General features: G+C 67.9%; 20 protein-coding genes. All 20 read left to right on the top strand.

Annotated features, from left to right (window positions below; all coding sequences use genetic code 11):
- Positions 1-507 precede the first annotated feature (507 nt).
- A complete protein-coding gene (gene rpsL / locus BLV02_RS18440; RefSeq protein ID WP_026877502.1) occupies positions 508-882 on the top strand; it encodes a 30S ribosomal protein S12 in 375 nt (124 codons plus the stop codon).
- Entirely contained in the window at positions 882-1352 is a 471-nt protein-coding gene (gene rpsG / locus BLV02_RS18435; protein ID WP_069110684.1) for a 30S ribosomal protein S7, read from the top strand. The genes rpsL and rpsG overlap by 1 nt, the downstream gene beginning before the upstream one ends.
- Before the next feature lie 51 nt (positions 1353-1403).
- Positions 1404-3509 (top strand): elongation factor G, encoded by a 2106-nt coding sequence (gene fusA / locus BLV02_RS18430; RefSeq protein ID WP_069110683.1) that lies wholly within the window; start codon positions 1404-1406, stop codon positions 3507-3509.
- A gap of 116 nt (positions 3510-3625) precedes the next feature.
- Positions 3626-4822 carry an elongation factor Tu gene (gene tuf / locus BLV02_RS18425; protein WP_069110682.1) on the top strand — a complete coding sequence of 399 codons (1197 nt, stop codon included), beginning with the start codon at positions 3626-3628 and terminating at the stop codon, positions 4820-4822.
- Positions 4823-5148: 326 nt separating this feature from the next.
- Positions 5149-5457 (top strand): 30S ribosomal protein S10, encoded by a 309-nt coding sequence (gene rpsJ / locus BLV02_RS18420; protein ID WP_026877498.1) that lies wholly within the window; start codon positions 5149-5151, stop codon positions 5455-5457.
- Positions 5458-5470: 13 nt separating this feature from the next.
- The gene (rplC, locus tag BLV02_RS18415; RefSeq protein ID WP_069110681.1) at positions 5471-6145 is read left to right on the top strand and encodes a 50S ribosomal protein L3; all 675 of its coding nucleotides are present in this window, start codon (positions 5471-5473) and stop codon (positions 6143-6145) included.
- Entirely contained in the window at positions 6142-6792 is a 651-nt protein-coding gene (gene rplD / locus BLV02_RS18410; RefSeq protein WP_069110680.1) for a 50S ribosomal protein L4, read from the top strand. Before rplC ends, rplD begins: the two co-directional genes overlap by 4 nt.
- Positions 6789-7094 carry a 50S ribosomal protein L23 gene (gene rplW, locus BLV02_RS18405; protein WP_069110679.1) on the top strand — a complete coding sequence of 102 codons (306 nt, stop codon included), beginning with the start codon at positions 6789-6791 and terminating at the stop codon, positions 7092-7094. The genes rplD and rplW overlap by 4 nt, the downstream gene beginning before the upstream one ends.
- Before the next feature lie 35 nt (positions 7095-7129).
- Complete coding sequence (gene rplB / locus BLV02_RS18400; protein WP_069110678.1) at positions 7130-7966, top strand: 50S ribosomal protein L2; 837 nt, start codon at positions 7130-7132, stop codon at positions 7964-7966.
- Between the two features lie 17 nt (positions 7967-7983).
- Positions 7984-8265: a 30S ribosomal protein S19 gene (rpsS, locus tag BLV02_RS18395; protein ID WP_046772620.1), complete on the top strand. Its 282-nt coding sequence runs from the start codon at positions 7984-7986 to the stop codon at positions 8263-8265.
- Positions 8266-8295: 30 nt separating this feature from the next.
- Positions 8296-8661: a 50S ribosomal protein L22 gene (gene rplV / locus BLV02_RS18390; protein WP_069110677.1), complete on the top strand. Its 366-nt coding sequence runs from the start codon at positions 8296-8298 to the stop codon at positions 8659-8661.
- Positions 8661-9521 carry a 30S ribosomal protein S3 gene (rpsC, locus tag BLV02_RS18385; protein ID WP_069110676.1) on the top strand — a complete coding sequence of 287 codons (861 nt, stop codon included), beginning with the start codon at positions 8661-8663 and terminating at the stop codon, positions 9519-9521. The genes rplV and rpsC overlap by 1 nt, the downstream gene beginning before the upstream one ends.
- Positions 9522-9525: 4 nt before the next feature.
- Positions 9526-9945, top strand: coding sequence for a 50S ribosomal protein L16 (rplP, locus tag BLV02_RS18380; RefSeq protein ID WP_069110675.1), 420 nt, complete (start codon positions 9526-9528; stop codon positions 9943-9945).
- Complete coding sequence (rpmC, locus tag BLV02_RS38315; RefSeq protein ID WP_069110674.1) at positions 9945-10355, top strand: 50S ribosomal protein L29; 411 nt, start codon at positions 9945-9947, stop codon at positions 10353-10355. Before rplP ends, rpmC begins: the two co-directional genes overlap by 1 nt.
- A complete protein-coding gene (gene rpsQ, locus BLV02_RS18370) occupies positions 10352-10669 on the top strand; it encodes a 30S ribosomal protein S17 (RefSeq protein WP_074946514.1) in 318 nt (105 codons plus the stop codon). The genes rpmC and rpsQ overlap by 4 nt, the downstream gene beginning before the upstream one ends.
- A gap of 7 nt (positions 10670-10676) precedes the next feature.
- A complete protein-coding gene (rplN, locus tag BLV02_RS18365; protein WP_046772624.1) occupies positions 10677-11045 on the top strand; it encodes a 50S ribosomal protein L14 in 369 nt (122 codons plus the stop codon).
- A gap of 1 nt (position 11046) precedes the next feature.
- Complete coding sequence (gene rplX, locus BLV02_RS18360) at positions 11047-11385, top strand: 50S ribosomal protein L24 (protein WP_069110673.1); 339 nt, start codon at positions 11047-11049, stop codon at positions 11383-11385.
- On the top strand, positions 11385-11954 hold the full coding sequence (gene rplE, locus BLV02_RS18355; protein WP_053206298.1) for a 50S ribosomal protein L5: 570 nt from the start codon (positions 11385-11387) through the stop codon (positions 11952-11954). The genes rplX and rplE overlap by 1 nt, the downstream gene beginning before the upstream one ends.
- A 1-nt stretch (position 11955) precedes the next feature.
- On the top strand, positions 11956-12141 hold the full coding sequence (locus tag BLV02_RS18350) for a type Z 30S ribosomal protein S14 (protein WP_069110671.1): 186 nt from the start codon (positions 11956-11958) through the stop codon (positions 12139-12141).
- A 73-nt stretch (positions 12142-12214) separates the two neighbouring features.
- Entirely contained in the window at positions 12215-12622 is a 408-nt protein-coding gene (gene rpsH / locus BLV02_RS18345; protein WP_069110670.1) for a 30S ribosomal protein S8, read from the top strand.
- Positions 12623-12639: the final 17 nt, after the last annotated feature.

Below are 12639 nucleotides of genomic sequence, written 5' to 3'. Positions count from 1 at the left end.
CGACGGCCCACCGAGCGGACGGCGAAGGCCACCGCACCGGGCGGCGACCACTCGCCACAGGCCAGCGCACCGGGCAGGAGGGCCGCAGCACCGGCGTGACCGTCCGCCCCACGCGGCCGCAGCGGGTACGCGGCCACAGCACGCCGCTCCGGCGTGGGGCCGTGACGCGGACGAGACCGGTGCGTTATCGTCGGCTGACGTCTTCCCGTCGAGCCGCGGCATCACTTTGACCTGGGTACCCTCGACCAGGTAATCTCGGTCTCCGTGCCTGGACTGCTCCGGGCAATCCGGCGCGCCCGGCCGCAGAGTCGGCGCATACCGGACAGATCAACGGACCACATCGATCGGGAGCCTGATCGTGCGGCGTGGGACCGGGCCGACACGCCCGACCGCGGGGGTCGCCGTAAGGCGCCTTCCACCTGCGCAGACGCCAGGCAAGCGACCGGTGTGATCCCCGGAAACCAGACCAGTCGAGGCAGTTCGACGAGCAGAGGACACGGAGACGTAGTGCCTACGATCCAGCAGTTGGTCCGCAAGGGCCGCCAGGACAAGGTCGCCAAGAACAAGACCCCGGCGCTCAAGGGCAGCCCGCAGCGTCGCGGCGTGTGCACGCGCGTGTACACCACGACGCCGAAGAAGCCGAACTCGGCGCTTCGGAAGGTCGCCCGTGTCAAGCTGACCAGCCAGATCGAGGTCACCGCGTACATCCCCGGTGTCGGTCACAACCTGCAGGAGCACTCGATGGTGCTCGTGCGCGGCGGCCGTGTGAAGGACCTCCCGGGTGTCCGGTACAAGATCATCCGCGGTTCGCTCGACACCCAGGGCGTCAAGAACCGTAAGCAGGCGCGCAGCCGCTACGGCGCGAAGAAGGAGAAGAGCTGATGCCGCGTAAGGGTCCCGCTCCCAAGCGGCCGGTCGTCGTCGACCCCGTCTACGGGTCGCCGCTGGTCACCCAGCTGGTCAACAAGGTGCTCGAGGACGGCAAGAAGTCCATCGCCGAGGGCATCGTGCACGGCGCCCTCGAGGGCTGCCGCGAGAAGACCGGCACCGACCCCGTCGTCACGCTCAAGCGCGCGCTCGACAACGTCAAGCCGACCCTCGAGGTCCGCAGCCGCCGCGTCGGTGGCGCGACCTACCAGGTGCCCATCGAGGTGCGCGCCGGCCGCAGCACCACGCTGGCGCTGCGCTGGCTGGTCAGCTACTCCCGCGCCCGTCGTGAGAAGACGATGATGGAGCGCCTCATGAACGAGATCCTCGACGCCTCCAACGGCCTCGGTGCCGCCGTGAAGCGTCGCGAGGACACCCACAAGATGGCCGAGTCGAACAAGGCCTTCGCGCACTACCGCTGGTAGTCGCTGGCGCCGAGTCGACGAGACCGCATATCAGGAAGCGAACGCACGCACATGGCGACCGACCTCCGCAAGCTCGATCTGGCCAAGGTCCGCAACATCGGCATCATGGCCCACATCGACGCCGGTAAGACCACCACCACTGAGCGGATCCTGTACTACACCGGGATCAACTACAAGATCGGTGAGGTCCACGATGGCGCAGCCACCATGGACTGGATGGAGCAGGAGCAGGAACGCGGCATCACGATCACCTCGGCCGCGACCACCTGTGAGTGGGACGACCACACCATCAACATCATCGACACGCCCGGCCACGTCGACTTCACCGTCGAGGTCGAGCGGTCGCTGCGCGTCCTCGACGGCGCGGTGGCCGTGTTCGACGGCGTCGCCGGCGTCGAGCCGCAGTCGGAGACCGTCTGGCATCAGGCCAACAAGTACGGTGTCCCGCGCATCTGCTTCGTGAACAAGCTCGACCGCACGGGTGCCGAGTTCCACCGCTGCGTCGACATGATCGTGTCGCGGCTCAAGGCCACCCCGCTGGTGCTGCAGCTCCCGATCGGCGCCGAGGCGGACTTCCGCGGCCTCGTCGACCTCGTCGACATGAAGGCCATGCTCTGGTCGGCCGAGACGCCGCTGGGCGAGATGTACGACACCGTCGACATCCCCGACACCCACACCGAGGCCGCTCAGGAGTGGCGCGACCGCCTCCTCGAGACCATCGCCGAGAACGACGAGGCGATGATGGAGCTGTACCTCGAGGGCAAGGAGCCCGGCCGCGACGAGCTGATCGCCGCCATCCGCCGTGCGACCATCGCCGGCAACCTGACCCCGGTGCTCACCGGCTCGGCGTTCAAGAACAAGGGCGTGCAGCCCATGCTCGACGCCGTCGTGCGTTACCTGCCGTCGCCGGTCGACGTCGGCGCGGTCGAGGGCCACGCGGTCGACAACGAGGACGAGATCCTCACGCGCGCGCCCGAAGAGGACGCGCCGCTGTCGTCGCTGGCGTTCAAGATCATGGCCGACCCGCACCTCGGCAAGCTCACCTTCGTCCGGGTCTACTCGGGCACGCTGACCACCGGCACCATGGTGCTGAACAGTACGAAGGGCAACAAGGAGCGCATCGGCAAGATCTACCGCATGCACGCGAACAAGCGTGAGGAGATCGAGAAGGCCAGCGCCGGCCAGATCGTCGCCGTCATGGGTCTGAAGAACACCACGACGGGCGACACCCTGTCCGACTCCGCCCAGCCGGTGATCCTCGAGTCGATGAAGTTCCCGGCGCCGGTCATCTCGGTGGCCATCGAGCCGAAGACCAAGAGCGACCAGGAGAAGCTGGGCACGGCCATCCAGCGCCTCGCCGACGAGGACCCGACGTTCCAGGTCCGCACCGACGAGGACACCGGCCAGACCATCATCTCCGGCATGGGCGAGCTCCACCTGGAGATCCTGGTCGACCGCATGAAGCGGGAGTTCAAGGTCGAGGCGAACGTCGGCAAGCCGCAGGTCGCCTACCGCGAGACCATCCGCCGCAAGGTCGAGAAGGTCGAGTACACCCACAAGAAGCAGACCGGTGGGTCCGGCCAGTTCGCCCGCGTCATCATCGACATCGAGCCCACGGGCGGCGAGGGCGACGGCGGCTACGAGTTCGTCAACTCCGTCACCGGTGGCCGCATCCCGCGGGAGTACATCCCGTCGGTCGACGCGGGTGCGCAGGAGGCGATGGAGTTCGGTGTCGTCGCCGGCTACCCGCTGGTGGACGTGAAGGTGACGCTGCAGGACGGCGCCTACCACGACGTCGACTCCTCGGAGCTGGCGTTCAAGATCGCCGGTTCCATGGCGTTCAAGGAAGCTGCTCGGCGCGCCGACCCGGTGCTGCTCGAGCCGATGTTCGAGGTCGAGGTGTCCACGCCCGAGGACTACATGGGCGAGGTCATCGGTGACCTCAACTCCCGCCGTGGCCAGATTCAGGCCATGGAGGAGCGTGCTGGCCAGCGCATCGTCAAGGCGCTGGTCCCGCTGTCGGAGATGTTCGGCTACGTCGGTGACCTCCGCAGCAAGACCCAGGGCCGGGCCAGCTATTCGATGCAGTTCGACTCCTACGCCGAGGTTCCCCGGAACGTGGCGGAAGAGATCATCAAGAAGGTCCGGGGAGAGTAATCTCTCCGGGTCTTCACCCGGCCCGAAGTAACGAGCAATCCCGACCGAGAAACAACGGCCGAACACACCGCACCGGCGGGGGATCGGCAACGTACGAAGTCCAGGAGGACCACACAGTGGGTAAGGCGAAGTTCGAGCGGAACAAGCCGCACGTCAACATCGGCACGATCGGTCACGTCGACCACGGCAAGACCACGCTCACGGCTGCCATCACCAAGGTGCTGCACGAGAAGTACCCGGAGCTGAACGAGGCCACTCCGTTCGACGACATCGACAAGGCGCCGGAGGAGAAGCAGCGCGGTATCACGATCAACATCGCGCACGTCGAGTACCAGACCGAGAAGCGTCACTACGCGCACGTCGACGCTCCGGGCCACGCCGACTACATCAAGAACATGATCACCGGCGCGGCGCAGATGGACGGCGCGATCCTCGTGGTCGCGGCCACCGACGGCCCGATGCCGCAGACCAAGGAGCACGTGCTGCTGGCCCGTCAGGTCGGCGTGCCGTACATCCTGGTCGCGCTGAACAAGGCCGACATGGTCGACGACGAGGAGATCCTGGAGCTCGTCGAGCTCGAGGTCCGCGAGCTGCTCTCCGAGTACGAGTTCCCCGGCGACGACGTCCCGGTCATCAAGGTCTCGGCGCTGAAGGCGCTCGAGGGCGACGCCGAGTGGGTCAAGTCGGTCGAGGACCTCATGGAGGCCGTCGACGAGAACGTGCCGGACCCGGTGCGCGACATCGAGAAGCCGTTCCTGATGCCGATCGAGGACGTCTTCACCATCACCGGTCGTGGCACGGTCGTCACCGGCCGCGTCGAGCGCGGTGTGCTGAAGGCCAACGAGGAGGTCGAGCTCGTCGGCATCCGTCCGGGCCCGGCCCAGAAGACCACGGTCACCGCCGTCGAGATGTTCCGCAAGACCCTCGACGAGGCGCGTGCGGGCGAGAACGTCGGCCTGCTGCTGCGCGGTACCAAGCGCGAGGACGTCGAGCGCGGCATGGTCGCGGTGAAGCCCGGCACCAACACGCCGCACACCGACTTCGAGGCGCAGGTCTACATCCTGTCCAAGGACGAGGGTGGCCGGCACACGCCGTTCTTCAACAACTACCGTCCGCAGTTCTACTTCCGGACCACTGACGTCACCGGCGTCGTCACGCTGCCCGAGGGCACCGAGATGGTCATGCCGGGCGACAACACGAGCATGTCCGTCGTGCTGATCCAGCCGATTGCCATGGAAGAGGGCCTGAAGTTCGCCATCCGCGAGGGTGGCCGGACCGTTGGTGCCGGCAACGTCACCAAGATCCTCAAGTAGTTCGACATTGCGAGGGGCGGCCGTCTCGGCCGCCCCTCGTACCGCGATTGGCCTCAGCCAATCTGATCTGGCATACTGTTCAGGTTGCTCGGCGGAGGGCGACGTCAGCGCTGTGCGCTCGTGACGAAGAACTCCGATGGGGCTGGAGCCGCGCCGTTCCGGTGTGGCTGTCCGGCCGGTCCAATCCCCGATGACCAGCGTGTTCGCCGTGGCCGTCATGTGGCGCGGGGCGCGACACGCCCGACCGCGGGGGTCGGCGGAGCAGCAGCTCAGTGTTGGTTCAGATCGGGTCTTAGCAGTACGAAGAGTGAGGACGACAAGCAGCCATGGCGGGACAGAAGATCCGCATCCGGCTCAAGGCCTATGACCACGAGGTCATCGACACGTCGGCACGGAAGATCGTCGACACGGTGACGCGCACGGGTGCGCAGGTCGCAGGCCCGGTGCCGCTGCCTACCGAGAAGAACGTGTACTGCGTCATCCGATCGCCGCACAAGTACAAGGACAGCCGCGAGCACTTCGAGATGCGTACGCACAAGCGGCTCATCGACATCATCGACCCGACGCCGAAGACCGTCGACTCGCTCATGCGTCTCGACCTGCCGGCCGGCGTCGACATCGAGATCAAGCTCTGAGGGACCGCCGACGATGAGTATTCAGTCTTCCGAGGCCGCCACCACGGTGCGCAAGGGCCTGCTGGGCGAGAAGCTCGGCATGACCCAGGTGTGGGACGAGAACAACCGCATCGTGCCGGTCACCGTGATCAAGGCCGGGCCGTGCGTCGTCACGCAGGTCCGCACGCCCGACAAGGACGGCTACGACGCGGTCCAGCTCGGCTTCGGCGCGCCGAACCCGCGCAAGGTCACGAAGCCCGCCCAGGGCCACTTCGACAAGGCCGGCGTCACGCCGCGCCGTCACGTCGCCGAGCTGCGCACCGCTGACGCCTCCGAGTACACGCTCGGCCAGGAGGTCACGGTCGAGGTGTTCGAGGCCGGCCAGGAGGTCGACGTCACGGGCACCACGAAGGGCAAGGGCTTCGCCGGCGTCATGAAGCGCCACGGCTTCCACGGTCTGCGCGCCTCGCACGGTGTGCAGCGCAAGCACCGCTCGCCGGGCTCCATCGGTGGCTGCGCCACCCCGGGCCGCGTCTTCAAGGGAATGAAGATGGCCGGCCGCATGGGCGCCGAGCGTGTGACCACCCAGAACATCGCGGTCCAGGCCGTCGACGCCGAGCAGGGGCTGCTGCTCCTCAAGGGCGCCGTCCCGGGCCCCAACGGCGGTCTGGTCTTCGTCCGCACGGCCGCGAAGGGAGTGACCCAGTGAGCACCGTCACGGTTCTCGACGCCGCCGGCAAGAAGTCCGGCACGGTCGACCTTCCGGCCGAGGTCTTCGAGGTCCAGGTCAACGTTCCGCTGATCCACCAGGTCGTGGTGGCCCAGCTGGCCGCGGCCCGTCAGGGCACGCACGCCACCAAGACCCGCGCCGAGGTGTCCGGCGGCGGCGCCAAGCCGTACCGCCAGAAGGGCACCGGCCGCGCCCGTCAGGGCTCGATCCGCGCGCCGCAGTTCACCGGCGGCGGCATCGTCCACGGCCCGCAGCCGCGCGACTACTCGCAGCGCACGCCGAAGAAGATGAAGGCCGCGGCTCTGCGCGGCGCGCTGTCCGACCGGGCGAGCCACGGCCGTGTGCACGTGGTCACCGGCTTCGTCGACGGCGACGTCCCGAGCACGAAGGGCGCCCTGAAGGCCCTGCAATCGGTCACCGAGCGGCGCAGCGTCCTGGTCGTGATCGAGCGCGGCGACGAGGTGACGGTGAAGAGCCTGCGCAACGCGCCGCAGGTGCACCTGCTCGTGGCCGACCAGCTGAACACGTACGACGTGCTCTGCGCCGACGACATCGTCTTCACCAAGGGCGCGCTCGACGCGTTCCTGGGTGGCGGGGAGCAGGCCGCTGAGGAGGGCACCAAGTGACCGTCAACCGCAGGGACCCGCGCGACATCCTCATCGTGCCGGTCGTGTCCGAGAAGAGCTACAGCCTTCTCGACGAGAACAAGTACACCTTCGTGGTCGCGCCCGACGCGAACAAGACCGAGATCAAGATCGCGGTCGAGAAGGTGTTCAACGTCAAGGTCACCGGTGTCAACACCCAGAACCGCCAGGGCAAGCGCCGTCGCACCCGCTTCGGTGTGGGCAAGCGCCCCGACACCAAGCGCGCGATCGTGACGGTCGCCGAGGGCCAGCGCATCGACATCTTCTCCGGCCCGGTCGGCTGAGCCGGCCAGGACACGAGCTACTGAGGTAACGACGAATGGGAATCCGAAAGTACAAGCCGACGACGCCGGGCCGACGCGGCTCCAGTGTCGCCGACTTCGTCGAGGTCACCCGGTCCACGCCCGAGAAGTCGCTGGTGCGGCCGCTGCCCAAGAAGGGCGGCCGTAACAACTCCGGCAAGATCACGACGCGGCACCAGGGTGGCGGCCACAAGCGCCAGTACCGGGTCATCGACTTCCGCCGGGCCGACAAGGACGGCGTGCCGGCGAAGGTCGCGCACATCGAGTACGACCCCAACCGCACGTCGCGCATCGCGCTGCTGCACTACGCCGACGGCGAGAAGCGCTACATCCTGGCGCCGTACCGCCTGGCGCAGGGCGCCACCGTCGAGGCCGGCCCCGGCGCCGACATCAAGCCCGGCAACAACCTGCCGCTGCGCAACATCCCGGTCGGTACGGTCGTCCACGCCATCGAGCTGCGGCCCGGTGGCGGCGCGAAGATCGCCCGCTCCGCCGGTGTCGGCGTCCAGCTGGTCGCCAAGGAAGGCACCTGGGCGCAGCTGCGCATGCCGTCCGGCGAGATCCGCAACGTCGATGTGCGCTGCCGCGCCACCGTCGGCGAGGTCGGCAACGCCGAGCAGTCGAACATCAACTGGGGCAAGGCCGGCCGCATGCGCTGGAAGGGCAAGCGCCCGACGGTCCGTGGTGTCGCCATGAACCCGGTCGACCACCCGCACGGTGGTGGCGAGGGCAAGACCTCCGGTGGTCGTCACCCGGTCAACCCGAACGGTCGTCCCGAGGGGCGCACCCGCCGGAAGAACAAGCCCAGCGACCGTCAGATCGTCCGCCGTCGCAAGACCGGCAAGAAGCGCTGAGTCGGGAGTAGGAACAGATGCCGCGCAGCCTGAAGAAGGGCCCCTTCGTCGACGAGCACCTGGCCAAGAAGGTCGATGCTCAGAACGAGAAGGGCACGAAGAACGTCATCAAGACCTGGTCCCGTCGCTCGATGATCGTGCCGGACATGATCGGCCACACCATCGCGGTGCACGACGGCCGCAAGCACGTCCCGGTGTTCGTGACGGAGGCGATGGTCGGGCACAAGCTCGGCGAGTTCGCACCCACGCGCACGTTCAAGGGCCACGAGAAGGACGACCGCCGCGCCCGGCGCCGGTGACGTCCACCACGGAATGACTGAGGAGTAACGATGGAAGCCAGGGCTCAAGCGCGGTTCGTCCGCGTCACGCCCATGAAGGCGCGCCGTGTGGTGGACCTGATCCGTGGGATGGACGCGGACGAGGCCTCGGCGTTGCTGCGGTTCGCACCGCAGGCGGCCGCCGAGCCGGTGCGCAAGGTGCTCGAGAGCGCCATCGCGAACGCCGACGACCTCGCGGGCACGCCGCGCGAGACGCTGGTCATCGCGCAGGCGTACGTCGATGACGGCCCGACCATGAAGCGGTTCCGCCCGCGCGCCCATGGCCGCGCGAGCCGCATCAACAAGCGGACGTGCCACATCACGGTGATCGTCGACGACAAGGCGTCGATCGCTGCAGCGAAGGGAGGGGCCCGCTAGTGGGTCAGAAGATCAACCCGCACGGGTTCCGGCTGGGCGTTTCCACCGATCACAAGAGCCGGTGGTTCGCCGACAGCACGACCCAGGGTCAGCGCTACCGCGACTACATCGCCGAGGACGTCGCCATCCGCAAGCTGATGACCGACGGCATGGAGCGCGCGGGCATCTCGCACGTCGACATCGAGCGGACGCGTGACCGCGTGCGCGTCGACATCCACACCGCCCGGCCGGGCATCGTCATCGGCCGCCGCGGCGTGGGCGCGGACCGCCTGCGTTCCGAGCTCGAGAAGCTCACCGGCAAGCAGGTCCAGATGAACGTCCTCGAGGTGAAGCAGCCCGAGATCGACGCTCAGCTGGTCGCGCAGGGTGTGGCCGAGCAGCTGTCGGCTCGTGTGGCGTTCCGCCGCGCGATGCGCAAGGCGCTGCAGACCACCATGCGTGCCGGCGCCAAGGGTGTCCGCATCCAGTGCTCGGGCCGTCTCGGCGGCGCCGAGATGAGCCGCTCGGAGTTCTACCGCGAGGGTCGCGTCCCGCTGCACACGCTGCGCGCCGACGTCGACTACGGCTTCTACGAGGCCCGCACCACCTTCGGCCGCATCGGCGTGAAGGTGTGGATCTACAAGGGTGACGTCAGCGGCTCCCGCGCCGAGCGCGCCGCTGAGCAGGCCGCGCAGGCCCGTGCTCAGCAGCAGCGCGGTGGCGGCGGTGGCGGCCGTGGCCGTCCGGAGCGCCGTCGGCCGGGTGGCCGTGGCGACCGCGGCGACAACGCTCCCGCCACGCAGGCCGCCGAGGCCCCCGCGACCGCGCCCGAGGCGCCCGTCGCCGACGCCGCGGCGACCACGACGGGGCAGGAGGGCTGACACCATGCTGATCCCTCGCAAGGTCAAGCACCGCAAGCAGCACCACCCGAAGCGGCGCGGCATGGCCAAGGGCGGCACGACGCTGGCCTTCGGTGAGTACGGCATCCAGGCGGTCGAGGGCCACTACGTGACCAACCGCCAGATCGAGGCCGCTCGTATCGCCATCACCCGGCACATCCGCCGTGGCGGCAAGGTGTGGATCAACATCTACCCGGACCGCCCGCTGACGAAGAAGCCGGCCGAGACCCGCATGGGTTCCGGTAAGGGTTCGCCCGAGTGGTGGATCGCCAACGTGAAGCCGGGCCGGGTCATGTTCGAGCTGTCGTTCCCGAACGAGACCGTGGCTCGCGAGGCGCTCACGCGCGCGATCCACAAGCTCCCGATGAAGGCGCGCATCGTGAAGCGCGAGGCAGGTGAGTTCTGATGGCGATCGGTTCGAAGGACCTCGACGCCGTGTCGCTGCGCGAGCGGTCTGACGACGAGCTGGTCGAGGAGCTGCAGAAGGCCAAGGAGTCGCTGTTCAACCTGCGTTTCCAGGGTGCCACCGGTCAGCTCGAGAGCCACGGCCGGCTGAAGGCCGTCCGTCGCGACATCGCGCGCATCTACACCATCATGCGCGAGCGTGAGCTCGGCATCGTCGCCGTCGTGGCGGCGCCGGTCGAGCCGAAGGCCGACAAGGCGGAGGCCAAGGCCGAGCCGAAGAAGGCGGCGGCCAAGAAGACCGCGGCCAAGGCCGAGGTCAAGGCCGACGACGACGCCGAGGCGCCGAAGAAGGCCGCGCCGCGCAAGCGGACGACCAAGAAGGCCGCCGCTGCTGAGGACGGTGCCGAGTGAGCCCCGCGAACAAGGAAGAGAACGTGACCGAGAGCCCGAAGACCGCTGGGAACGCGCCGGGCGGCCGTGGCTACCGCAAGACCCGCCAGGGCGTTGTGGTCAGCGACAAGATGGACAAGACCGTCGTCGTCACCGTCGAGGACCGCTTCAAGCACCCGCTCTACGGCAAGGTCGTCCGTCGGTCGAGCAAGCTGAAGGCCCACGACGAGCAGAACACCGCCGGCATCGGCGACCGCGTCCTGCTCATGGAGACCCGTCCGCTGTCGGCCACGAAGCGCTGGCGCGTCGTGGAGATCCTCGAGAAGGCGAAGTAGGAGCGAGATGATTCAGCAGGAGTCGCGGCTGCGGGTCGCCGACAACACCGGTGCCAAGGAGCTCTTGTGCATCCGTGTGCTCGGTGGCTCCGGTCGGCGATACGCCGGCATCGGTGATGTCATCGTGGCCACCGTCAAGGACGCCATTCCCGGCGGCGCGGTCAAGAAGGGCGACGTCGTCAAGGCCGTGGTCGTGCGGACCGTGAAGGAGCGCCGCCGTCCGGACGGCTCCTACATCCGCTTCGACGAGAACGCGGCGGTCATCATCAGGGACGGCGGGGACCCGCGCGGCACGCGCATCTTCGGCCCCGTCGGTCGTGAGCTGCGGGACAAGCGTTTCATGCGCATCATCTCGCTCGCTCCGGAGGTGTTGTGAGATGAAGATCAAGAAGGGTGACAAGGTCGTCGTCATCGCCGGCAAGGACAAGGGCCTGGTGGGCAAGGTCATCGCGGCCTACCCGCGCCAGGAGCGTGTCCTCGTCGAGGGCGTCAACCGCATCACCAAGCACCAGAAGCCGACTCAGACGGCGCGTGGTACGCAGCAGTCCGGTGGGATCATCCACCAGGAGGCGCCCATCCACATCTCGAACGTGCAGCTCGCGGTCGAGGCCGACGTCGACGGCAAGAAGAAGACGGTGGGCACCCGGGTCGGGTACCGCATCGACGACAACGGCAACAAGGTCCGGTTCGCCAAGCGCACCGGTGAGGACATCTGATGACCACCACCACTGAGACCCGCGCACTGCCGCGGCTCAAGCAGCGCTACCGCGACGAGATCATCGCGGGGCTGCGTGAGCAGTTCCAGATCGCGAACGTCATGCAGGTGCCGACCGTGACCAAGGTCGTCGTCAACATGGGTGTCGGCGAGGCCGCTCGTGACGCGAAGCTGATCGAGGGCGCCATCGCCGACCTCGCGGCCATCACCGGCCAGCGTCCGCAGGTCACCAAGGCCCGCAAGTCCATCGCGCAGTTCAAGCTGCGCGAGGGCATGCCGATCGGTGCGCACGCGACGCTGCGCGGCGACCGCATGTGGGAGTTCCTGGACCGTCTGGTGACCATCGCGCTGCCCCGTATCCGGGACTTCCGCGGCCTGTCGGGCAAGCAGTTCGACGGCAACGGGAACTACACGTTCGGTCTCAACGAGCAGTCGATGTTCCACGAGATCGACCAGGACAGGATCGACCGGGTCCGCGGCATGGACATCACGGTCGTCACGACCGCGACCAACGACGACCAGGGTCGGGCGCTGCTCAAGCTGCTCGGTTTCCCGTTCAAGGAGAACTGACGTGGCAAAGAAGGCGCTTGTCATCAAGGCCGCGCGCAAGCCGAAGTTCGCCGTGCGCGCGTACACGCGGTGCCAGAAGTGCGGCCGTCCGCACTCGGTGTACCGCAAGTTCGGGCTGTGCCGTGTGTGCCTGCGCGAGATGGCGCACCGCGGCGAGCTGCCGGGCGTGACGAAGTCCAGCTGGTAAGTCCGAAGCCCAGACTCATCATTCGTCGCAGGTCCGTACTGCGGATACCACGACGGGAAAGCGGCAACCACACATGACCATGACCGACCCGATCGCAGACATGCTCACCCGTCTGCGCAACGCCAACACGGCGCACCACGACACCGTGGCGATGCCGCACAGCAAGATCAAGGTGAACATCGCCGAGATCCTCAAGCAGCAGGGCTACATCGCCGGGTTCTCCGTGCGCGAGCCGGCCGAGGACCAGGTCGGCAAGACGCTCGAGCTCACCCTGAAGTACGGCCCGTCCCGCGAGCGCTCGATCGCCGGCATCCGCCGCGTCAGCAAGCCGGGGCTGCGGGTCTACGCGAAGGCGACGAACATGCCGCGCGTGCTCGGTGGGCTGGGTGTCGCCATCATCTCCACGTCGCAGGGCCTCCTCACGGGCCAGGCGGCCGCCAAGCAGGGTGTGGGCGGGGAAGTCCTCGCCTACGTCTGGTAACGGGAAAGGAGCGCATA

This window comes from Jiangella alba (assembly GCF_900106035.1).
In the GTDB taxonomy this organism is placed as follows: domain Bacteria; phylum Actinomycetota; class Actinomycetes; order Jiangellales; family Jiangellaceae; genus Jiangella; species Jiangella alba.
This window is presented reverse-complemented; position numbering and strand designations above follow the sequence as displayed.

Bases quoted from the DNA above. Each gene is read 5' to 3' on its own strand.
- rpmC (WP_069110674.1), top strand. From the start codon at position 9,945: ATGGCGATCGGTTCGAAGGACCTCGACGCCGTGTCGCTGCGCGAGCGG.
- rplN (WP_046772624.1), top strand. From the start codon at position 10,677: ATGATTCAGCAGGAGTCGCGGCTGCGGGTCGCCGACAACACCGGTGCC.
- rplP (WP_069110675.1), top strand. From the start codon at position 9,526: ATGCTGATCCCTCGCAAGGTCAAGCACCGCAAGCAGCACCACCCGAAG.
- rplE (WP_053206298.1), top strand. From the start codon at position 11,385: ATGACCACCACCACTGAGACCCGCGCACTGCCGCGGCTCAAGCAGCGC.
- rplV (WP_069110677.1), top strand. From the start codon at position 8,296: ATGGAAGCCAGGGCTCAAGCGCGGTTCGTCCGCGTCACGCCCATGAAG.
- rpsG (WP_069110684.1), top strand. From the start codon at position 882: ATGCCGCGTAAGGGTCCCGCTCCCAAGCGGCCGGTCGTCGTCGACCCC.
- rpsS (WP_046772620.1), top strand. From the start codon at position 7,984: ATGCCGCGCAGCCTGAAGAAGGGCCCCTTCGTCGACGAGCACCTGGCC.
- rpsH (WP_069110670.1), top strand. From the start codon at position 12,215: ATGACCATGACCGACCCGATCGCAGACATGCTCACCCGTCTGCGCAAC.
- fusA (WP_069110683.1), top strand. From the start codon at position 1,404: ATGGCGACCGACCTCCGCAAGCTCGATCTGGCCAAGGTCCGCAACATC.
- rplC (WP_069110681.1), top strand. From the start codon at position 5,471: ATGAGTATTCAGTCTTCCGAGGCCGCCACCACGGTGCGCAAGGGCCTG.
- rplB (WP_069110678.1), top strand. From the start codon at position 7,130: ATGGGAATCCGAAAGTACAAGCCGACGACGCCGGGCCGACGCGGCTCC.
- rpsJ (WP_026877498.1), top strand. From the start codon at position 5,149: ATGGCGGGACAGAAGATCCGCATCCGGCTCAAGGCCTATGACCACGAG.
- rplX (WP_069110673.1), top strand. From the start codon at position 11,047: ATGAAGATCAAGAAGGGTGACAAGGTCGTCGTCATCGCCGGCAAGGAC.